Annotated in this window: 22 protein-coding genes and 1 riboswitch; of the genes, 12 read left to right on the forward strand and 10 right to left on the reverse strand. The window is 66.1% G+C overall.

Translation table 11 applies throughout. The annotated features are described in order from the left end of the window. Positions 1 to 45 precede the first annotated feature (45 nt). From thiC to EAH76_RS12785, 6 genes are all read right to left on the reverse strand, one after another. On the reverse strand, positions 46 to 1,962 hold the full coding sequence (thiC, locus tag EAH76_RS12760; RefSeq protein ID WP_140850657.1) for a phosphomethylpyrimidine synthase ThiC: 1,917 nt from the start codon (positions 1,960 to 1,962) through the stop codon (positions 46 to 48). A 40-nt stretch (positions 1,963 to 2,002) separates the two neighbouring features. Beyond that, a riboswitch (TPP riboswitch) is annotated at positions 2,003 to 2,113 on the reverse strand. 30 nt (positions 2,114 to 2,143) lie between these two features. Next, the gene (locus EAH76_RS12765) at positions 2,144 to 3,181 is read right to left on the reverse strand and encodes a ferritin-like domain-containing protein (RefSeq protein ID WP_140850658.1); all 1,038 of its coding nucleotides are present in this window, start codon (positions 3,179 to 3,181) and stop codon (positions 2,144 to 2,146) included. A 42-nt stretch (positions 3,182 to 3,223) separates the two neighbouring features. Continuing rightward, positions 3,224 to 4,249, reverse strand: coding sequence for a ferritin-like domain-containing protein (locus EAH76_RS12770; protein WP_140850659.1), 1,026 nt, complete (start codon positions 4,247 to 4,249; stop codon positions 3,224 to 3,226). A gap of 212 nt (positions 4,250 to 4,461) precedes the next feature. Continuing rightward, positions 4,462 to 5,337 carry a MipA/OmpV family protein gene (locus EAH76_RS12775; RefSeq protein WP_140850660.1) on the reverse strand — a complete coding sequence of 292 codons (876 nt, stop codon included), beginning with the start codon at positions 5,335 to 5,337 and terminating at the stop codon, positions 4,462 to 4,464. A gap of 70 nt (positions 5,338 to 5,407) precedes the next feature. Further along, positions 5,408 to 5,845, reverse strand: coding sequence for a DUF2141 domain-containing protein (locus EAH76_RS12780; RefSeq protein WP_140850661.1), 438 nt, complete (start codon positions 5,843 to 5,845; stop codon positions 5,408 to 5,410). Further along, entirely contained in the window at positions 5,769 to 6,566 is a 798-nt protein-coding gene (locus EAH76_RS12785) for a sterol desaturase family protein (protein WP_140850662.1), read from the reverse strand. The genes EAH76_RS12780 and EAH76_RS12785 overlap by 77 nt, the downstream gene beginning before the upstream one ends. A 114-nt stretch (positions 6,567 to 6,680) precedes the next feature. Here EAH76_RS12785 and crtY point away from each other — a divergent pair, with 114 nt between their 5' ends. The 5 genes from crtY (at position 6,681) to EAH76_RS12810 (ending at position 11,374) form a co-directional block, all read left to right on the forward strand. Beyond that, on the forward strand, positions 6,681 to 7,883 hold the full coding sequence (gene crtY, locus EAH76_RS12790) for a lycopene beta-cyclase CrtY (RefSeq protein ID WP_140850663.1): 1,203 nt from the start codon (positions 6,681 to 6,683) through the stop codon (positions 7,881 to 7,883). Continuing rightward, on the forward strand, positions 7,880 to 9,385 hold the full coding sequence (locus tag EAH76_RS12795) for a phytoene desaturase (protein WP_140850664.1): 1,506 nt from the start codon (positions 7,880 to 7,882) through the stop codon (positions 9,383 to 9,385). The genes crtY and EAH76_RS12795 overlap by 4 nt, the downstream gene beginning before the upstream one ends. A 124-nt stretch (positions 9,386 to 9,509) precedes the next feature. After that, a complete protein-coding gene (locus tag EAH76_RS12800) occupies positions 9,510 to 10,091 on the forward strand; it encodes a TIGR00730 family Rossman fold protein (RefSeq protein ID WP_140850665.1) in 582 nt (193 codons plus the stop codon). A gap of 31 nt (positions 10,092 to 10,122) precedes the next feature. Next, positions 10,123 to 11,103: a phytoene/squalene synthase family protein gene (locus tag EAH76_RS12805; RefSeq protein ID WP_140850666.1), complete on the forward strand. Its 981-nt coding sequence runs from the start codon at positions 10,123 to 10,125 to the stop codon at positions 11,101 to 11,103. A gap of 55 nt (positions 11,104 to 11,158) precedes the next feature. Next, positions 11,159 to 11,374 carry a hypothetical protein gene (locus tag EAH76_RS12810; RefSeq protein WP_140850667.1) on the forward strand — a complete coding sequence of 72 codons (216 nt, stop codon included), beginning with the start codon at positions 11,159 to 11,161 and terminating at the stop codon, positions 11,372 to 11,374. Between the two features lie 23 nt (positions 11,375 to 11,397). Here the strand turns inward: EAH76_RS12810 and EAH76_RS12815 are convergent, their stop codons facing one another. Then, entirely contained in the window at positions 11,398 to 11,802 is a 405-nt protein-coding gene (locus EAH76_RS12815; protein ID WP_140850668.1) for a hypothetical protein, read from the reverse strand. A gap of 57 nt (positions 11,803 to 11,859) precedes the next feature. Continuing rightward, positions 11,860 to 12,090: a hypothetical protein gene (locus EAH76_RS12820; protein ID WP_140850669.1), complete on the reverse strand. Its 231-nt coding sequence runs from the start codon at positions 12,088 to 12,090 to the stop codon at positions 11,860 to 11,862. A gap of 94 nt (positions 12,091 to 12,184) precedes the next feature. On the opposite strand from EAH76_RS12820, the gene EAH76_RS12825 reads away from it, so the two are divergent. Beyond that, positions 12,185 to 14,008, forward strand: coding sequence for an ABCB family ABC transporter ATP-binding protein/permease (locus EAH76_RS12825; protein WP_170208023.1), 1,824 nt, complete (start codon positions 12,185 to 12,187; stop codon positions 14,006 to 14,008). A gap of 1 nt (position 14,009) precedes the next feature. Here the strand turns inward: EAH76_RS12825 and EAH76_RS12830 are convergent, their stop codons facing one another. Together EAH76_RS12830 and EAH76_RS12835 are read right to left on the reverse strand one after the other, a co-directional pair. Next, positions 14,010 to 14,921 carry a hypothetical protein gene (locus EAH76_RS12830; protein WP_140850670.1) on the reverse strand — a complete coding sequence of 304 codons (912 nt, stop codon included), beginning with the start codon at positions 14,919 to 14,921 and terminating at the stop codon, positions 14,010 to 14,012. A 65-nt stretch (positions 14,922 to 14,986) separates the two neighbouring features. Further along, positions 14,987 to 15,256, reverse strand: a complete 270-nt coding sequence (locus EAH76_RS12835; protein WP_140850671.1) for a GNAT family N-acetyltransferase — start codon at positions 15,254 to 15,256, stop codon at positions 14,987 to 14,989. Between the two features lie 128 nt (positions 15,257 to 15,384). Between EAH76_RS12835 and EAH76_RS12840 the strand changes: the two genes are divergently transcribed. The 6 genes from EAH76_RS12840 to EAH76_RS12865 all read left to right on the forward strand — a co-directional run bounded on the left by EAH76_RS12840 (position 15,385) and on the right by EAH76_RS12865 (position 19,671). Continuing rightward, on the forward strand, positions 15,385 to 15,615 hold the full coding sequence (locus tag EAH76_RS12840) for an antitoxin MazE-like protein (protein ID WP_241659683.1): 231 nt from the start codon (positions 15,385 to 15,387) through the stop codon (positions 15,613 to 15,615). A gap of 9 nt (positions 15,616 to 15,624) precedes the next feature. After that, positions 15,625 to 15,951 (forward strand): type II toxin-antitoxin system PemK/MazF family toxin, encoded by a 327-nt coding sequence (locus EAH76_RS12845; RefSeq protein WP_140850673.1) that lies wholly within the window; start codon positions 15,625 to 15,627, stop codon positions 15,949 to 15,951. Beyond that, positions 15,952 to 17,718: a DNA helicase RecQ gene (gene recQ / locus EAH76_RS12850; RefSeq protein WP_140850674.1), complete on the forward strand. Its 1,767-nt coding sequence runs from the start codon at positions 15,952 to 15,954 to the stop codon at positions 17,716 to 17,718. 140 nt (positions 17,719 to 17,858) lie between these two features. Then, the gene (locus tag EAH76_RS12855) at positions 17,859 to 18,293 is read left to right on the forward strand and encodes a TIGR01244 family sulfur transferase (RefSeq protein ID WP_140850675.1); all 435 of its coding nucleotides are present in this window, start codon (positions 17,859 to 17,861) and stop codon (positions 18,291 to 18,293) included. A 10-nt stretch (positions 18,294 to 18,303) separates the two neighbouring features. Continuing rightward, positions 18,304 to 18,705, forward strand: coding sequence for a hypothetical protein (locus EAH76_RS12860; protein ID WP_140850676.1), 402 nt, complete (start codon positions 18,304 to 18,306; stop codon positions 18,703 to 18,705). 72 nt (positions 18,706 to 18,777) lie between these two features. Next, complete coding sequence (locus EAH76_RS12865; RefSeq protein WP_140850677.1) at positions 18,778 to 19,671, forward strand: sterol desaturase family protein; 894 nt, start codon at positions 18,778 to 18,780, stop codon at positions 19,669 to 19,671. Positions 19,672 to 19,689 lie beyond the last annotated feature (18 nt).

Raw genomic sequence — 19,689 nt, forward strand, 5'->3', positions numbered from 1 at the left:
CGCGTCATCCGGCGGACGCCCTGGAGCATCCGCCGGTCTTGCGGGCTATTCCGCAGCGGGCAGATAGAGCTCGCTGCCCTTCGCTTTGAACGCAGCGCTCATCTCGGCCATCCCCGCCTCTGCCTGAGCACCCCGCGCGAATACCGCGCGCTCGGCATCGGCCGTATCGACCGGCGTCGCCGCGGCGAGAAAGCCGTCCGCCGACTGGTTCTGCTTGGCGGCGAAATCGCGCACTTCCTGCGTGATCTTCATCGAGCAGAATTTGGGACCGCACATCGAACAGAAATGCGCCGTCTTCGCCCCCTCGGCGGGGAGCGTTTCGTCGTGATAGAGTTCGGCGGTGTCGGGATCGAGCGACAGGTTGAACTGGTCGCGCCAGCGGAATTCGAAGCGCGCGCGGCCGACCGCATCGTCGCGCATCTTGGCGGCAGGATGACCCTTGGCGAGATCGGCAGCGTGTGCGGCGAGCTTGTAGGTTACCACGCCGACCTTGACGTCGTCGCGGTCGGGCAGCCCGAGATGTTCCTTGGGCGTGACGTAGCAGAGCATCGCGGTGCCATACCAACCGATCATCGCGGCACCGATGCCGCTGGTGATATGGTCATAGCCGGGTGCGATATCGGTGGTGAGCGGCCCCAAGGTGTAGAACGGCGCCTCGCCGCACACTTCGAGCTGCTTTTCCATATTCTCCTTGATCTTGTGCATCGGTACATGGCCGGGGCCTTCGATCATCACCTGGACGTCGCTCTTCCACGCGCGGTGGGTGAGTTCGCCGAGCGTGTAAAGCTCGCTGAACTGCGCCTCGTCGTTCGCGTCGGCGATCGAGCCGGGGCGCAGACCGTCGCCGAGCGAGTACGCGATGTCATACGCCTTCATGATCTCGGTAATCTCGTCGAAGCGTTCGTAGAGGAAGCTCTCCTTGTGATGCGCGAGGCACCATTTCGCCATGATCGACCCGCCGCGCGAGACGATCCCGGTGACGCGCTTGGCGGTCATCGGGATGTAGGCGAGACGCACGCCGGCATGGATCGTGAAGTAATCGACGCCCTGCTCGGCCTGTTCGATGAGGGTATCGCGGAAGATGTCCCAGGTGAGGTCCTCAGCCACCCCGCCGACCTTTTCGAGCGCCTGGTAGATCGGCACGGTGCCGATCGGCACGGGCGAATTGCGCAGGATCCATTCGCGCGTGTCGTGGATGTTGCGGCCGGTGGACAGGTCCATCACCGTGTCGGCACCCCAGCGGATCGACCAGACCATCTTGTCGACCTCGGCGGCGACGTTGCTCGCGACCGCGCTGTTGCCGATATTGGCGTTGATCTTGACGAGGAAATTGCGGCCGATCGCCATCGGTTCGGATTCGGGATGGTTGATGTTGTTGGGGATGATCGCCCGCCCCCGCGCGATTTCATCGCGGACGAACTCGGGCGTGACGTAATCGGGGATCGATGCGCCGAAATCCTGGCCGTCGCGGATCAGCGCTTCCTTTGCCGCGGCGCGTCCGAGATTCTCACGGATCGCGACATATTCCATTTCGGGCGTGATGATGCCGCGCCGCGCATAGTGCATCTGGCTGACATTGGCGCCGGCGCGTGCCCGCAGCGGACGCTTCACGACACCCGGATATTGCGGCACGCCCGCCGACCGGTCCGGCCCCGTCAAGCCATTGTCTTCCGGTCGAATTTCCCGCGCGGCATAGTCCTCGACGTCGCCGCGCGCGAGGATCCAGTCGCGCCGCAGCGTCGGCAGGCCGACATTGATGTCGATCCGCGCCTTGGGGTCGGTGTAGGGCCCCGATGTATCGTAGACCCGCAATGGCGGCTCGCCGCACGACGGCTCGAGCAGGATCTCGCGCATTGCGACACCCGGACCGGGAATCGCCGCCGATGGAACGTGGATTTTGCGCGAGCCCCGGATCGGGCCAGTGGTCACACCGATTTCAGTACGGGCGGGAAGGTCGGCCATCGTCGTCGCTCCAATATCGCACGGAGCAAAGACGGTTTCCCGATGGACACCGCTCCCTCCCTACGCCCGTATTAACGGGATCAGGTTGATGCGGGTCGGGGGCTCGTGCCCCCCTCTCAGCCGCCGATCAGCAGCCCCCCGGGGAATGGCGTCAGTCTAAGCGCTCGCGCGCCGCGCGCAACTAGTTTGCGGCGCTGGTGCGGATGTTGCCGTTGAGGCCGTTGGGGAAGAAGCCCCCGCCGACCACGGCATTCTTGTTGAGATAGACGACGTTGAGCACCTGGCCCGCCGTACGGCCATAGACGAGCCCGTTGGCATCGACCGGCACGAGGTTCGAGGTGACCGAATCGCCGGTGATCCCCTGATCGATATCGGCCGAACCATCGAGGCTGTCGCGCGCATTGCTGATCAGGCCGGCGTTGACGCGCAGGCTCGGCGTGGTGAGGCCCTTCGAATAGAGCACGGTGCGGATCAGGCCGGCATGATACGCCTCGGTCGCGAGGATGCCCGCGGCCGCATCGAGCAGCAGCGTCGTGTTGATCGTCTGCGCTGCGCCCTTGTACGCGGTCACGCCGACATCTTCGAAGATGAACGCGCCGAGCAGGAAATTCTCGTCGCTGGCATAGGGGTCGAAGGTGCCGTTGACGCTATCGACCACCCCGTTGGTGGTCGCGATCCCCGCGGCGCGCGCGGCGGCCGAGAAAGCACCGTTGGCGCCGCCATCGATGTTGATCGAAGGCATCGCGACCGCCGCAGCGCCGAGTGCCGAGCGCAGGAAGGCGACATGCGCGACTTCGTCGGCGGCGATCTCGATCGCATATTGCTGGACGATCGGATCGGTGAAGCTGACCTTGCGGCCGCCCGTCACGGTGCCCTGGACGGTCTGGTTGCCATCGCCCTTCGCGATCAACACGTTGGGCAGGCCAGCGCCGGTGACGGCATAGCTGTAGAACTGCGCTTCGAGATATTCGAGGTTGAGCGCAAAATTGAGCGTGTCTTGGTCCTGCAGCGTGCTGGTCGAGCTCGGGCTCGGCGTCGGCGTGCTGGTATCGGTCGAGCCGGCATCGGTGCCGGAAGACCCACCGCCGCAAGCCGATAGCAGCGAGGCGCCGCCGACGGCGAGCGAGGCCACGCCCGCGCTGCGCAGGAAATTACGGCGTTCGGCGCGGCGGCGTTCGCCGGCGTCGAGAACCTGCAAGAGGATGTCGCTATCGATCACTGGGGGAACTCCCGTTCGGGCAAGCTTGAAGATGTGGACGGATCAGTTCGCGGCGCTGGTCACGATCGAGCCATTGAGCCCGTTCGGGAAGAAGCCGCCCTTCGCCACCGCCAGGCTGTTGAGATAGACGATGTTGAGGACGTTCGCGGTGCTGCGGCCATAGGCGATGCCATCGAGCCCGGTCGGCACGATGTTCGATGCCGTCAGCCCATTGAGCGCGGCGAGCTGGCTGCCTGCCACCACCGCCGAGGCGATGCCCTGATCGTCGTCCGAGGTCCCGTCGAGCTTGTCGCGCACATCCGAGATCGCGCCGGCCGAGGTGCGCAGCGACGGCGTCGCCAGGCCCTTGCTGTAGAGCACGGTGCGGATGATCGAGGCGTGATACGCCTCGGCGGCGAGGATGCCGGCGGCCGCATCGATATAGGTCTTGGTCGTCAGCAGCGACGCCGCGCCCTTATACGCCGTCACACCGACATCTTCGAACAGGAAGGCGGCGAGCAGGAAATTCTGGTCGTTGGCGTAGGGATCGAAGGTGCCGTTGACATTGTCGACCGCACCGCTCGCATTCGTCGCGAGACCGGCGGCGCGTGCGGCGACCGTAAAGGCGCTGGTTGCAGTGCTGCCGATGTCTATCGCGGGCTGTGCGACCGCGACGGTGCCGAGCTGGCTGCGCAGGAAGGCGACATGCTGTGTTTCATCGCCGGCGATCTCGCGCGCATATTGCGCGACGAGCGGGTCGCTGAAGCTGACCTGGCGACCACCGGTGACCGCGCCTTGCGTCGTCGTGCTGGCGCTGCCGGGAGTCAGCTGGCTGTTGGCCAGGCCCGTGCCGAACACGGCGTAGGAATAGAATTGCGCCTCGAGATATTCGAGGTTGAGCGCGAAGTTGAGGATGTCGGTTTCCGCGGTCGCCTGCGCCGACGCGCTGGTCCCGACCGCGACGGCGGCGGCGCCGACCGCAGCGACCGCGCCAGCGCCGAGCGCGGTGCGGAAGAATTCACGGCGTTCGTTCCGACGATCGGAGCGGGCTTCGAGGCGCTCGATCAGCTGGTCTTCGGTGTCGTTCATTGGGGCGAACCCTCTTGCTTGAAACGCTAGATTGCGCCGCTGGCGTGGCACCTCGCGCGCGACGGCGCAAGGCCGGAATAGGCGGCACGTCGGACAATAACGACGGCAGGCGGAAAAGACAAAATCCGCCGCGGGGCTGCAAAAGGATCCGCCGCGGGGCTGCAAAAGGCGCTCCACGACGGATTCTGAATATCGGCTGAATCGAGAGGGGCTTAGAAGGTGTAAGCAAGCCCGACCGCGCCGAGCCACTGGTTGGGCGAGCCCGCGATGCGCACGATCGGGCTGTACGAGAAATCACCCAGTGAGCGCGAATAGGTACCGCCGGCGATGACCTTGACGCCGTGCAGCAGATTGCCGGTCAGCGAGTAAGTAGCAAAGCCGCCGAGCGAATAGTTCTTCCAGCCCGAGCGCGCGGCATAGGTCGGCAGGCCGCTGGCCAGGCTCTGCGTCGGCGTGATGCTGAAATAGGTATCGGCATAACCCTGCCCGACATGCTGTGCGGATGCGAGGATGCCGACCGCGGCCTTGCGGCTGAGCGGCGTCAGATAGGTGAAGCTCGGCTGCCAGATCCCGCTGTTATGCGCGCCGGTCACGCCCTTGCGATAGCTGACCGAGACCGACACCCTGTCGTACGGGCTGGTGATGACGCCGGTCTTGCCGATCCCGACATAGCCGCCGAGTTCGAGCGTGGTGCTGCGCTTGCCGAGCGCGCGGACGCGGACGTCGTCGATGTTCTTGAGGCTCGAGCGGTCGAAATTGATCACGCCGACGGGGCCGAACTGCAGATCGATCGACTGGCCCGGACGGTTCGGGATCAGGTCGACGCTGGCGCGGTTGCCGATGACCGAGAAGTTGAAGCCCTTGACCGAGCCGATCGCGGCGGGCGCGGGCACGAAGCGATAGTCGTTCGAGCCATCATAATCGGGGAGATAGGCGCCGGCGACGGCAACCGTTACAGAATCCTTGTTGAATTCGGCGGCGATCTGATCGTTGTCGGCGGGCGCCGGGGGTGCGCTTTGCGCAAAGGCGGGGGCTGCGCTCGCCAACAGCAGTGCAGTGGCGGAAACGAGAAGACGACGATCGATCACGGGCAGCTCCGAAAGCTAAGGATTTGGGGCCGTAACGCCCGCGCAACGCTTTGGGTCCGTATAGCAAAGCTCACAACAAATAACGCATCTTGATCTGTTGCCGATCTGCATCACTCGTCAAGGTGAAACGGGCTGCGGCGAAGCGTGGCGGGCCAAAACTCACCGCGGGATTGCGCGAAAATCCAAAGCCTTCGCGCGGAATACCGGCAAAGGTATCGAGCTTGCGATTGTTGTTCTCGTCATGGATCACCGCGACGGCATAATCGCCATGCGGCAGCCCTTCGAAGCTGAGACTGGCGGCGGTCGCGGGGATCGAGCGCGTCACGGCCTGCGCATCGTCGATACAGGCGGGGAAATTGTCGGGATCGGCGGTCAGGCAGATTCGGACCGAACCCTTGTGCGAGCGCAGATTGACGAGATCGACCGACAGCTCACTCGTCGCCAACGCGCCCGGCAGCGCCAGCAACACCGCCGCTCCCGCGCCGCTGACGCAGGCGAGCCTGCGCATGCGCTTTGACAAAATCGCCGACGCCCTTGTCGGTGTCGCAGAGCCGATCCCAGAAACGGAAATAGAGACCATAATTTCCTCGATAGAGATCGTGGTGGCGTTGGTGGTGGCTGGCCGTGATCAGCCATGCTCCCACTGGGCCCTTCCACATGAACCGGGGAAATACCTCCCACCCCATATGATTGGTAACCCCCATAACCGTCATGATCGCGAGGACCAAGCCGAGGCAGCCGATATTGATGGGAATAAGGAAGACCAGTAGCGGAATTATCACAGCGCCGGTGATCGCCTCGATCGGATGGAACGCCATCGCGGCCCAGGCGGTCGGCGGGCGGCTTTCGTGGTGCACCGCATGGGCGAGCTTGAACACGCGCGGCTGGTGCATCCAGCGATGGGTCCAATAGAACCACGTATCATGCGCGAACAGATAGAGCAGCACCGACACCGGGGCATACCATAACGGAAAGGCGTGGATGTCGGCGTAGATCTGCGTCCAGCCGAGCGTCTTCCACCCCCAGGCGACGATCCCGGCGGGCACGCCGTAGATCAGCGCCGAGGCGAGGCTCCACGCGACCTCGCGGCGCATTTGCACCGATAGGCCGGTATAGAGGCCGGGATGCTTCGCGCGTGTCGCCGCCGCGAACGCGCCCGACACGATCAGGTAGCGCACGCCGACGATCAGCGACATGGCGAGCGCGGAAGCAAGGATCGCGAGGAGCATCTCCGCAGTCTAACCGAGAGCGGCGCGCAAGTCAGGAAGATTCGCCCCGTACCCGCGCGGTGCGATCGATCCGATGCGTTTGCACCGCGCGGCATTTCGGCTATCGCCTTGGTCATGGCAGCGACCCTCTCCTGCGACATCGCCATCGTCGGTGGCGGGCTGGCCGGCGGGCTGATTGCGCTCGCGCTCACCAAGCGGCGGCCCGGGCTCGACGTGCGGATCGTCGAGCGGTCGGATCATTTCGGCGGCAACCACCTCTGGTCGTTCTTCGCCAGCGATGTTCGCGATGGCGATCGCTGGATCGTCGCGCCGCTCGTCAGCTATAGCTGGGAGGGGTATGACATCGCCTTCCCGGCGCACGCCCGGACGCTCGACAGCGCCTATCATTCGATCGAATCCGCCCGGCTCGACGCGACGCTGCGCGCCGAACTGCCGGCGCACGCGCTGATGACCGGGCGCAAGGTGCTCGCCGCAGGCCCGACCGCGGTGGTGTTCGCCGATGGCGATCGGCTCGAGGCCAAGGGCGTGATCGACACACGCGGGCCCGGCGATCTGGGGCTGCTCGATCTCGGCTGGCAGAAATTCGTCGGGATCGAATTCGAACTCGACACGCCGCACGGCCTCACGCGTCCGATCGTGATGGACGCGACGGTCGAGCAGATCGATGGCTATCGCTTCGTCTACACGCTGCCCTTCTCGCCGACGCGCCTGTTCGTCGAGGACACCTATTACAGCGACACCCCCGATCTGTACCGGCCGCAGCCCGGCAGCGGCAGCAACGCCGACCCGATCGCCGATCGCGTGCGAGCCTATGCCGCGGCGCACGGCTGGGCGTCGCATACGATCATCCGCGAGGAATCGGGCGTCTTGCCGGTGACGATGGGCGGCGATTTCGAGGCGTATTGGCAATCGGGCGGCAACAAGGTCGCCAAGGCCGGTATGCGCGCCGGGCTGTTCCATCCGACGACGGGCTATTCGCTGCCCGATGCGGTGCGGCTCGCCGCTTTGATCGCCGACGCGCGCGATTTTTCGGGCGAGGCGCTGCACAGCCTGACCTATGACCACGCACGAAGCACATGGCAGGCCCGCGGCTTCTACCGTATGCTCGACAAGATGCTGTTCCGCGCGGCCGAGCCTGAGGAACGCTATCGCATTCTCGAACGCTTCTACCGGCTCGACCCGCGCCTGGTGCGGCGCTTCTACGCAGGACGATCGACGATGATGGACAAGGCACGGATCCTGACCGGCAAGCCGCCAGTGCCGATCAGCCGCGCACTCCGCGCGATCGGCGTGCTGCCGGGTGGGGTGAAGGCGTGAGTTCGCACCCGGTACGCGCGCAGGCGCGGACGGCGATCGTGATCGGTGCGGGCTTTGGCGGGCTGGCGCTCGCGATCCGGCTGCAATCGGCGGGGATCGAGACGACGCTGCTCGAGGCACGCGACAAGGCGGGAGGCCGCGCCTACGTCTGGGAGAAAGACGGCTTCGTGTTCGATGCGGGCCCGACCGTGATCACCGATCCGCCGTGCCTGCAGGAATTGTGGGCGCTGACCGGGCGCGACATGGCCGATGACGTCACGCTCGCGCCCGTCACGCCCTTCTACCGCCTCAACTGGCCCGACGGCACGGTGTTCGATTATTCGAACGACGAGCCCGCGCTCAACGCCGAGATCGCCAAGCTCAACCCCGACGATGTCGCGGGCTATGCCAAGTTCCTCGAATATGCCGCGGGCGTGTACGAAGAGGGCTATCGCAAGCTCGGCCATGTCGCGTTCCTCGACTTTGCGGCGATGATCAAGGCGGCGCCAGCGCTCGCCAAATATCAGGCGTGGTGCTCGGTCTATTCGATCGTTTCGAGTTACGTGAAGGACGAGCACCTCCGCCAGGCTTTGTCGTTCCACACGCTGCTGGTCGGCGGCAATCCGATGAACACGAGCGCGATCTACGCGCTGATCCACAAGCTGGAGAAAGACGGCGGTGTGTGGTTCGCGATGGGCGGCACGAGCAAGCTGATCGACGGGATGGTCACGCATTTCGAGCGGCTCGGCGGCGTGCTGCGACTGGGCGATGCCGCGGTCGACATCGCCACGCTCGGCGACCGGGCGACCGGGGTCACCACCGCGAGCGGCTGGCACCAGGATGCCGACATGGTCGCGTGCAATGGCGACGTGATGCACATCTATCGTGATCTGCTCAAATCGTCGCGGAGTGCGCAGCGCACCAAGAAGGCGCTCGCGCGCAAACGCTATTCGCCCTCGCTGTTCGTCGTGCATTTCGGGATCACGGGCACGTGGCCGGGAATCCCGCACCACACGATCCTGTTCGGGCCGCGCTACAAGGGGCTGCTCAGCGACATTTACGATCACGGCGTGCTGCCCGAGGATTTCTCGCTCTATCTCCACCACCCGACCGTCACCGATCCGTCGATGGCGCCCGAGGGGCATTCGACCTTCTATGCGCTGGCGCCGGTGCCGCACATGGGCAAGTTCCCGGTCGATTGGGACGAGATCGGGCCGATCCTTGAAAAGCGCATCCTCGACGAGATCGGGCGGCGGCTGATCCCCGACATCCACGATCGGATCGTCACCAAATTCCATTATGCGCCGAACGATTTCGCAGCAGATCTCAACGCGCATCTCGGCAGCGCCTTCTCGCTCGAGCCGCTGCTGACGCAGAGCGCGTGGTTCCGCGTCCACAATCGCGACGATCATATCCCGAACCTCTATTTCGTCGGTGCCGGCACGCATCCGGGCGCGGGGATTCCCGGCGTGGTGGGAAGTGCCAAGGCGACCGCGACCCTGATGCTGGAAGGCGAACGATGAAACTGCACAATCTCCCCTCCCTGGAAGGGAGGGGCCGGGGGTGGGTCGGCCCGTTGTCGGGCGTGACCTTGCTCCGGCAGCCAACCCACCCCCAACCCCTCCCTTCCAGGGAGGGGAGCCAGTGATGAAGCGGCTCGCCATCTATTGCGGTTCGGCCACGCCGGCCGATCCCGTCTATATCGAATGCGCGCGCCAGGTCGGCCGCACGCTCGCCGAACGCGGCATCGGTGTCGTCTATGGCGGCGGCAAGCTCGGGCTGATGGGCGCGGTTGCCGATAGCGCGCTCGAAGCCGGTGGCGAGGTGATCGGGATCATCCCGCAGGCGCTCGTCGCCGCCGAGGTCGCGCATCGTGGCCTCACCGAGCTCCACGTCGTCGAGACGATGCACCAGCGCAAACAGGCGTTCACCGATCTGTCCGAGGGCTTCGTCAATCTGCCCGGTGGTACCGGCACGATGGACGAATTGTGGGAAGCGCTGAGCTGGGCGCAGATCGGCTATCATGCCAAGCCTGTCGGGCTGCTCAACATCGCGGGCTATTACGACCATCTCGTCGCTTTCTATCGCCACATGGGGGAGGTCGGCTTCCTGCGGCCGCAGCATCACGGGATCCTGCTGATCGACACCGCGCTCGACGGCCTGCTCGACCAGATGGCGGCGCACGAGCCGATCGTCACGATCACCAAGATCGGCGCGAAGGACCTGTGACGCCCCCCCGCGTCCGCAGTCGCGCATAACGGTGTCGTCCCCCGCCCTCCCCACGCGCGATGCGATCGTCGCGACCGCGCAGGAATCGATCGCGCGCGGATCGAAGAGCTTTGCCGCCGCGAGCAAGCTGTTCGACCGGCCGGTGCGCGAGCGCGCCTGGCTGCTCTACGCGTGGTGCCGCGCGTGCGACGATATCGCCGACGGCCAGGACCATGGCCATGACATGACCGGGGTAGACGATGGCCCGGCGCGGCTGGCGGAAATCTCGGCCAAGACCGAGTACGCGCTGGCGGGCCGTGTGGTCGGCGATCCGGCTTTCGATGCGCTGCGGATCTTTGCTGCCGAAACCACCCTGCCCCCGGCATTGGCGCGCGATCTGATCGCCGGGTTCGCGCTCGATGCCGAAGGCTGGCGGCCGCGGACCGAGGCCGATCTCTACCAATATTGCTACCATGTCGCAGGTGCGGTCGGGTGCATGATGGCCCTGGCGATGGGGGTTGCGGCGACCGACGAGGCGACGCTCGATCGCGCGTGCGACCTGGGGATCGCCTTCCAGCTCGCCAATATCGCGCGGGATATCGCCGAGGATGCACGGGCCGGGCGGTGTTACCTGCCGCAGGATTGGCTCGACGAAATGGGCCTTCGCGCCGATACGCTGCTGGCGCCCGAAAATCGCGCGCCGCTCGGCCTGCTCGGCGTGCGGCTGGCGCACTTGGCCGCGGGCTATGAGGCGAGCGCGCGCCGCGGCACGCCCGCGTTGTCGTTTCGTTCGGCCTGGGCGGTGCTCGCGGCCGCCGACATCTATGGGGCGATTGCGCGCGGTGTCGCTTCGCTCGGACCGCGTGCGTGGGATGACCGCGTGACGACCTCGAGTGCGGCGAAGCTCGCCATGATCGGCAAGGCGTTTTTCGCGGCCAGCAGACGCGCGCAGGCATATCCACCGGCCCCGCGCGATGGCGCGCTTTGGACGCGCCCGCGCAACACCGAAGGCCGCGCTAACCACATTCGGTGAGATCGCCTGCACGTCCGCACGCTTACGCTATCGGCCTGGATAAAGGCTTGCATCGATGACCGCGCTCTCCGTCCACTTCGCCAAGGCCCTGTCGCGCGGACGCGTCGCGCAGGCGCCCGACAGCCGCGCTTCGCTGCTCGCCGCCTTGCTGCGCAAGCGCGCGACCGCGCACGTCGTCGGCGCAAAGGAGCTTGAGACGTTGCTGCGCGAACAGATCCGCTGGGCGCTGCCGATGCAGGATGGCAATCGGACGATCGACCGCGAGGTCTGAACCCGCTGCCCGACGCGGCGCTTCTATCCGAGCAACGGCTCGCCCGGATAGGGTTTGCGATGAACGCGCTGCGCCAGCCATCCGCCGAGCAGCGGCAGGATCACCGCACAAAGCACCATCCACAGCGGATGAGGAACATTCACTTGGCCGACAATCGCGGCGACGAGGAAGATCGCCGTGACGAGCCAGCCACCGATCGGCCAGTCGCCGATGCGAAGGCAGAGCCACACACCGGCAAATGGGGCGATCAGCCAACCCGCCACGATGATGAGTTTTGCCGGGAGCGGGATACCATGGATCATCGCCAGCAACGTCGCGCGATCGGCTGCGGCAATGTCGCCGGATACGGGATAGAGCGTCGCGCTCAGGCTTTCGATCGCGGCGACGAGCACCAACGATACGAAACTTCCGATAAAGATGGCACTCAATTTCCGCACGGTGTGTCCCTGTCGCGCGGACCATAGCAGTCTATCGCGCGATGGCGATCATCCGCGTTTCAGGCGTGCCGTGGTTTGCGCCATCCGCGCGCCCGTTGCACGGCACGATGCGGTCACGACGGGATAATCGACATCGCTATTGCGGGCGAGCACTGCGGGCATTGCGCGCTGGCATTCGCCGATCGAATGATATTGCACCTGCTCGACGCGCGCCTGCTGGCACGAAGCGCTGCCGTCGCCGCAACCCATGATCGCCATGACGTAGAAAAGCGGGTCCATAACCGTCTCCGTTCAAAAGGAAAAACGACGAACCGCCCTGCTTGTTCCATGAGACGCTTTCGATCGAGCTTGACCGCGCCTACATGGGAACCCGATGCCCCCCGATACCGCCACATCCTCGACCACGCCCGAGCGGCCGATGCTTCCGACGCTCCGGCGCTTCCTGCCCTATCTGTGGCCAAAGGACGCGCCGATCCTGCGGGCGCGGATCGTCGGCGCGATGCTGCTCGTCATCGCCTCGAAGGTCACCCAGGTCTATGCCAGCGCCTATACGCTGAAATGGGCGGTCGATCGCATGGCGCAGGGGCAGCGCGGCGCGGTGTGGATCGTGATCGCGCTCGTCGCGGGCTATGCCGGCGCGCGCTTTTCGACGACGTTGTTCGACAATCTGCGCAATGCGGTGTTCGAGCGTGTCGGGCAGGATGCGACACGGCGGCTTGCGGCGAGCGTGTTCCGCCACCTCCACCAATTGTCGCTGCGCTTCCATCTCGAGCGGCGGACGGGTGCCGTCACCAAGGTGGTCGAGCGTGGGACCAAGAGCATCGACACGATGCTCTATTTCATGCTGTTCAACATCGCGCCGACGATCCTCGAGCTGTTGCTGGTGCTCAACATCTTCCGCTCGAGCTTCGGCTGGGGGCTGGTTGCGGCGACCGTGGTGATGGTGGCGACCTATATCTGGTTCACGCGGATGGTGACCGATTGGCGCGCCGCGCTGCGCACGCGGATGAACGATCTCGACACCGGTGCTGTCAGCCATGCGGTCGATTCGCTGCTCAATTTCGAGACGGTGAAGTATTTCGGCGCCGAGGAGCGCGAGGGCAAGCGCTACGACGCGGCGATGGCGGCCTATGCCAATGCCGCGGTGACGTCCGAAAACTCGCTCGCCTGGCTCAACGTCGGGCAGGCGCTGATCACCAATCTGATGCTTGGCGGCGGGATGGCGTTCGTCGCCTGGGGCTGGGGTCGCGGGCAATTCTCGGCGGGCGACGTGGTGTTCGTCTCGACCCTGCTGTCGCAACTGTTCCGCCCGCTCGACCTGCTCGGCATGGTCTATCGCACGATCCGCCAGGGCGTGATCGACATGGGCGCGATGTTCGACCTGATCGATACGCCGTCCGAAGTGGTCGACGCGCCCGGCGCGCTGCCGCTCGACGTTTCACGCGGGCATGTTCGCTTCGAGGATGTGCGCTTCGGCTATGATCCCGGCATGCCGATCCTCAAGGGGATCGACCTCGATATCCCGGCGGGCACGACGCTCGCCGTGGTCGGGCCGTCGGGCGCGGGCAAGAGCACGCTCGCGCGGCTGCTGTATCGCTTCTACGATCTGACCGGCGGGCGGATCACCGTCGACGGGCAGGATATCGCCGAGGTGACGCAGGCGTCGCTGCGCTCGGCAATCGGGATCGTGCCGCAGGACACCGTGCTGTTCAACGACACGATCGGCTACAATATCGGCTATGGCCGAGAGGGCGCCGGGCAGGACGAGATCGAGAATGCCGCGCGCGGTGCGGCGATCGCGGGGTTCATCGAGCGCCAGCCGCAGGGCTATGACACGCGCGTCGGCGAGCGCGGGTTGAAGTTGTCGGGCGGCGAGAAGCAGCGCGTCGCGATCGCACGGACCTTGCTCAAGAACCCGCCGGTGCTGATCCTCGACGAGGCGACGTCGGCGCTCGACAGCCGCACCGAGGGCGAGATCCTCGACACGCTCCAGGCGATCGAGCGCGGGCGCACGACGATCGTCATCGCACACCGGCTGTCGACCGTGGTGCATGCAGACGAGATCGTCGTGCTCGAGGCGGGGCAGGTGGTCGAGCGCGGGAGCCACGCCGCCTTGCTGCGCAAGGACGGGCTCTATGCCGAGATGTGGAACCGCCAGGCGCAGGAGCGCGCCGAGGAATCGGTGGCGGCGGAATAAGTCAGAGGCAGCTCAGCCGGATGCGCTTGGCGGGCTTGTCGAAGGTGATCGACGAGCAGTGCTCGAGCGCATCGCGGCCGATCGACAGGCGGTCGCGCGCGGGATCGCGCTTTGCCTTGCCCGTCACGATGATCTCGTCGGGATCGGGGGTCACGTCGGCATCACGGATCGTCGCCGCATTGCCATAGTCCGAGACGCGCACGTGCAGGGCATTCAGTGCCAGTGGGCCGATCGCAAAGGGCGTGGCGAGCGTCATGCGACGGACCGGCCGCGCGATGCCGAAGGCGATCTCGGCCTGATCGACCGGGCCGGTCAATGCGCCGCCCTGTGCCGCCGCGATGCGCTGGGCCGCACCGGCGCTGGCAAGTGACAGGCGGTGGTGCAGGTCGAACCGCACCTTCATCGGCACGCCGCCGACGAGGATCTCGCCGAACAGCCCGCCCCAGTTGCCGATCAGCGCGCCGCCGTCGACCAGCGGCAAGTCCAGCGTCCGCTCGCCGGGGCGCGGTGGATGGAGCTCGAAGCGCACCATCGGCGCGGGCAATCCGCCGGGCCCGATCACGCCATCGGCGCCGGTCGCATAGGGCGTGTCGAACCAGCCGACCCGCCGCCGGATCGCCATGCCGTCAACGGTGAGGTGCGTGACAGCCGTCACGCCGCGCACCCCGCTCGGGCCGACCTTATAGTGAAGGCCGAACATGCCCGGCTTCAAGCCTGCCCGAAGCGCATAGGGTTTCGCGAGGATCGGGAGCGCGGGTGCGCCCGGATCGATGCGCAGCGTCCCCGGCACTCCCTCGACGCTCGCCGCGACGACGCCGTCGTCACGCACCGTATAGACGGGATCGGGAGCCGCTGCGCCGAGGCCGACCGCGAGGAGCGAACACGCCGTGAGCGTGCGAAGGTGGATCATCATGGCCGGCCGCCCCGTTGCTGTTCAGCGCCGGTGTCGTCGCAGAATGGGGCCAAACCGCGACTGCTTTACAATAAGTCGCGATATTCCGGATGCTTGTCGATATAGGCGGCGACGAACGGGCATTGCGGGATGACCTTCAGCCCACGGTCGCGCGCGCTGTCGAGCGCGGCGCGGACCAGCTTGGTCGCGGCGCCGTGCCCTGCCACCGCCTTGGGCACGAGCGTGTGGGTGAAGACGATCGTCTCGCCCTCCATCTGATACGCTGCGACCGCGCGGTGGCGGCCGACGGTTAGCTCGAATTCCTGCTCGGCCTTGTTGTCGCGGACTGTTTCCATAGGCGCCCGCTTGCACCGGGAACGCGTCCGCACGCAAGAACAAGGGGTAAACATCTTGTGATTTTCGGGGTTCGGCGTTACATGTAACGCTCGATGGAAGGAGCGTGGCCATGGGCATGGAGCGACCGATGACCAGCGCGGAACGCGTCGCCAAGCGGCGTGCTGCGCTTCGCGCGCAGGGGCTGCGGCCGAAGACTTTCTGGTTGCCAGATACCACGACGCCGGCGTTTCAGGAGGAAGCCCGCAAGACACGCGAGTGGTTATGGGCGCGTGTCGAGGACGACCGCGAGGCGATGGCGTTCGCTGGCGCGATGACCGACGTCGTGCTCGAACGCCTCGACCGCGAAACCGAGCGTTAAAGCTCGATCATGAAGCGGGGTGAAATCTGGAGTGCTGCGACGGGAAGCGGCTATGGCAGCAAGCCTCGCCCGGTCGTGGTCGTGCAAAGCGACGCTTTCGGCGATACGCCGCATCGTCTCGTGGCATTGTGCCAAACGGCGACGGGGGAGGCACGCGACCTCCGCCCGCGGATCTTGCCCGACGCGCAGAATGGCCTTGAAGCGATTTCAGACGTCGCGGTCGACATTTTGGTGACCGTGGATCACCAGCAGTTTGGCCGAGCGATCGGCCGTTTGTCCGAGGCCGACATGCAGCGTGTCGATCAGTCCCTCCTTCTTATTCTTGGTTTCGCGTAAATGATCGATCCCCTCCCCGTCCTGCAATCGACCTTCGGCTTCCCGGCGTTTCGCGGCGTGCAGGGGGCGGTGGTCGAGCGCGTGCTCGCTGGCGAGCGGACGCTGGCGGTGATGCCGACCGGCGCGGGCAAGTCGCTCTGCTACCAATTGCCTTCGGTCGTGCTCGAGGGGACGTGCGTCGTCGTCTCGCCGCTGATCGCGCTGATGCATGATCAGTTGCGCGCCGCCACCGCGATCGGCATCCGCGCGGCGACGCTGACCTCGGTCGATACCGACCAGGCCGAGACGATCGCGCGCTTCCGCCGCGGCGAGCTCGACCTGCTATACGTCGCGCCGGAGCGGGCTTCGAGCGGGGCGTTTCGCGACCTGCTCACGCGCGCGCCGCTCGGGCTGTTCGCGATCGACGAGGCGCATTGCGTGTCCGAATGGGGGCATGATTTCCGCCCCGATTACCGCCTGCTGCGACCGCTGCTCGACGCATTCCCCGATGTGCCGCGGCTCGCGCTGACCGCGACCGCCGACGCGGTGACCCGCGCGGACATTCTCGAACAGCTCGGCATCCCGCACGAGGGGATGATCGTCGCCGGGTTCGACCGGCCGAATATCCAGTATCGCATCTCGCCGAAAGACAATGCCACGCGCCAGATCGCCGATCTGATCGCCGAGACGCCGGGCGCGGGGATCGTCTATCTGCAGAGTCGCGCGGGCACCGAGAAGATGGCTGAGGCGCTCGCCAAGACCGGGCGGCCGACGCGCGCGTATCATGCCGGGCTCGACCCGCATGTCCGCGCCAAGAACCAGGCCGATTTCGTCGCGAGCGAAGACATGGTGATGTGCGCGACGGTCGCGTTCGGGATGGGGATCGACAAGCCCGACGTCCGCTTCGTGGCGCACGCCGGGCTCCCGAAATCGATCGAGAGCTATTATCAGGAGACAGGCCGCGCAGGGCGCGACGGTGATCCCGCGGTGGCGCATCTGTTCTGGGGTGCCGAAGACTTTGCCCGCGCGCGCCAGCGGATCGGTGAGGTCGAGCCCGCACGCCAGCCGGGGGAGCGGCAGCGGCTCGCGGCGCTCGGTGCGCTGGCCGAGACCGCCGGGTGCCGCCGACGCATCCTGCTCAAGCATTTCGGCGACGAGTCGCCGGAGAATTGCGGCAATTGCGACAATTGCCTCAACCCGCCCGCCGCCGTCGATGCGACGGAGGTGGCGAGGAAATTCCTCTCCGCGGTCTTTCGCACGGGCCAGAGTTTTGGCGCGGGGTATATCGAACAGATCCTGATCGGACAGTCGAACGAGCGCAGCCTGATGAACGGGCATGAGGCGCTCGCCGTGTTCGGCATCGCGTCCTCGCCCGAAGAGGCCGCGCTGATCAAGCCGGTCGGGCGCGCGCTGCTGCTGCGCGATGCGCTGCGCGCGAACGATTTCGGCGGGCTCGAATTCGGCCCCGGCGCGCGCGGGATCCTCAAGGAGGGCGAGCAGGTCGCGCTGATCGTCCCGCCCAAGCGCGAGCGGCGGCGGCGCGGCGGCGCGGGGAGCGTACCCAACCCGACCGGCGATCCCTTGTTCGAGGCACTGCGCGCCAAGCGCCGCGAACTCGCGCTCGAAGCGAGCGTACCGCCTTATGTGATCTTCCACGATTCGGTGCTGCGCGAGATGGCGACGACGCGGCCTTCGACGCTTTCGGCGATGGGGCACATCACCGGCGTCGGCGCGCGCAAGCTTGAAGCCTATGGAGATGCGTTTCTCGGGGTGTTGCGGCGGTTCTGAGCGTTGATTTTTCACGCGAAGGCGCGAAGGCGCGAAGGACTTTTTGCACGGCCATCTCTTCTTCGCTCTGCGCCTCCACGCCTCTGCGCGAAAAAATCTGCCGCTTCCGCCACACGCCCGTGCGAGCTAGAAGCGACGCCATGACCATGCTCCGCACCATCGACCCGACCATCGCCGTCGCCCCGCAAATCTCGCCCGACGCGATGGGCGAGCTCGCCGCCTCCGGCTTCGCCGCAATCGTCAACAATCGCCCCGATGGCGAGGACATGGGCCAGCCGAGCGGCGCCGAGATCGCGGCCGCGGCGGAGGCCGCAGGGCTGACCTACACCGCGATCCCGGTCACGCATGCCGGCTTCTCGCACCCGCAGATCGACGCAATGGCGGCGGTGCTCGCCGAAGCGAAGGGGCCAGTGCTGGCGTATTGCCGCTCGGGCACGCGCTCGTGCAACCTATGGGCGCTCGCGGCGGTCAAGGCCGGCGTGCATCCTGATACGGCGATGGCGAAGGCTGCCGCCGCCGGATACGATCTCACCGGCCTCCGCCCGCTGCTCGACGCGCTTTCCACGCCGGCGTGAGCGCGGCAGGGTGGATTGGACCCAGATCGGTCTGAGCGTCGCCGGGGTGCTCGGCCTCGCGCTCGTCGCGCGCTGGCTGCGGCTCGGCGAGGCGCGCATCTCGAGTGCCGCGCAAGCGCGCGAGACCGCCGAGCAGATGCTCGCCGGCTTCGTCGCGCATGGCGCAGTGATCGGGACCGATGGCAATGCCGCGCTCGTCGCTGGCAACGGGGCGATTGCCCTGCTCAAGCGCCACGGCGCCAAGGTCGCGGCACGGCGGCTGATCGCGCCGTTGCAGCTCACCCAGGCGATCGAAGGCGTTCGCGTCGAGAGCGGCGAACGTCCGTTCGGTGCGGTGCTGCTGTTCGGCGTGCTTGAAGCCGATGTGCGCGCGCTTGAGGATACGGTCGCGCGTGGGACGACCTATCACTGATCGGCCGTCCGAGATCGCACGCCTGACATTGCCCCTTTACGGATCCCACTGACACTGGTGTAAACAGTGGCAATGGACCTGCCCGATCCCGTCCACTACGCCGTGCCCGGCTTTATCGCGCTCGTCCTCGCCGAGATGATCGTCGCGCGGGTCAAGGATCGCACGCGGTATGAGCCGAAGGACACGCTCGTGTCGCTCGCGCTCGGTCTTGGCAGCACCGTTGCCGGCGCGCTGACGGTCGGACTGGTCTTCGCGCTGTCGCTATGGGTGTGGCAGTTCCGCCTCTTCGACATCGGCTATGCGTGGTATTGGTTCGTCCTGGCCTTCGTCCTCGACGACCTGTTCTATTACGTCTTCCACCGCTCGGCCCACCGCGTCCGCTGGTTCTGGGCGAGCCATGTCATCCACCATTCGAGCCAGCATTATAATCTGTCGACCGCGCTGCGGCAGACCTGGACCGGCTTCGTCTCGCTCAGCTTCCTCTTCCGCCTGCCGCTGCTGCTGATCGGCTTTCCGCCGGCGATGCTGGTGTTCGTCGCCGGGCTCAACCTGATCTATCAGTTCTGGATCCACACCGAGACGATCGACCGGATGCCGCGCTGGTTCGAGGCGGTGATGAATACGCCGTCGCACCACCGCGTCCACCACGCGACCAATCCGCGCTATCTCGACACCAATTATGCCGGCGTGTTCATCGTCTGGGACCGCCTGTTCGGCACCTTCGAGCCCGAGCGGGCCGACGACCGCCCACGCTATGGGATCGTCAAGAATCTTGGCTCGTTCAACCTGTTATGGGCGGCGTCCCACGAGTGGATCGGGATCGCGCAAGACGTCTGGCGGGCGCCTGGGCTTCGTGCCAAATTCGGCTATCTGGTGATGCCGCCGGGATGGAGCCACGACGGCAGTCGCGACACGTCCGAGACGATCAAGGCGCGATGGCGCACGAGCGATACGAAGGCGCACTAAAGCGCCGCGAGCAGGAGA

This window comes from Sphingomonas glacialis (assembly GCF_006439055.1).
Lineage (GTDB): Bacteria > Pseudomonadota > Alphaproteobacteria > Sphingomonadales > Sphingomonadaceae > Sphingomonas > Sphingomonas glacialis_A.

Coding starts and splice junctions, on each gene's coding strand:
- thiC (WP_140850657.1), bottom strand. CDS start 1,962: ATGGCCGACCTTCCCGCCCGTACTGAAATCGGTGTGACCACTGGCCCG.
- EAH76_RS12770 (WP_140850659.1), bottom strand. CDS start 4,249: ATGAACGACACCGAAGACCAGCTGATCGAGCGCCTCGAAGCCCGCTCC.
- EAH76_RS12780 (WP_140850661.1), bottom strand. CDS start 5,845: ATGCGCAGGCTCGCCTGCGTCAGCGGCGCGGGAGCGGCGGTGTTGCTG.
- EAH76_RS12785 (WP_140850662.1), bottom strand. CDS start 6,566: ATGCTCCTCGCGATCCTTGCTTCCGCGCTCGCCATGTCGCTGATCGTC.
- crtY (WP_140850663.1), top strand. CDS start 6,681: ATGGCAGCGACCCTCTCCTGCGACATCGCCATCGTCGGTGGCGGGCTG.
- EAH76_RS12800 (WP_140850665.1), top strand. CDS start 9,510: ATGAAGCGGCTCGCCATCTATTGCGGTTCGGCCACGCCGGCCGATCCC.
- EAH76_RS12810 (WP_140850667.1), top strand. CDS start 11,159: ATGACCGCGCTCTCCGTCCACTTCGCCAAGGCCCTGTCGCGCGGACGC.
- EAH76_RS12820 (WP_140850669.1), bottom strand. CDS start 12,090: ATGGACCCGCTTTTCTACGTCATGGCGATCATGGGTTGCGGCGACGGC.
- EAH76_RS12825 (WP_170208023.1), top strand. CDS start 12,185: ATGCCCCCCGATACCGCCACATCCTCGACCACGCCCGAGCGGCCGATG.
- EAH76_RS12830 (WP_140850670.1), bottom strand. CDS start 14,921: ATGATGATCCACCTTCGCACGCTCACGGCGTGTTCGCTCCTCGCGGTC.
- EAH76_RS12835 (WP_140850671.1), bottom strand. CDS start 15,256: ATGGAAACAGTCCGCGACAACAAGGCCGAGCAGGAATTCGAGCTAACC.
- EAH76_RS12840 (WP_241659683.1), top strand. CDS start 15,385: ATGACCAGCGCGGAACGCGTCGCCAAGCGGCGTGCTGCGCTTCGCGCG.
- EAH76_RS12845 (WP_140850673.1), top strand. CDS start 15,625: ATGAAGCGGGGTGAAATCTGGAGTGCTGCGACGGGAAGCGGCTATGGC.
- recQ (WP_140850674.1), top strand. CDS start 15,952: ATGATCGATCCCCTCCCCGTCCTGCAATCGACCTTCGGCTTCCCGGCG.
- EAH76_RS12855 (WP_140850675.1), top strand. CDS start 17,859: ATGACCATGCTCCGCACCATCGACCCGACCATCGCCGTCGCCCCGCAA.
- EAH76_RS12865 (WP_140850677.1), top strand. CDS start 18,778: ATGGACCTGCCCGATCCCGTCCACTACGCCGTGCCCGGCTTTATCGCG.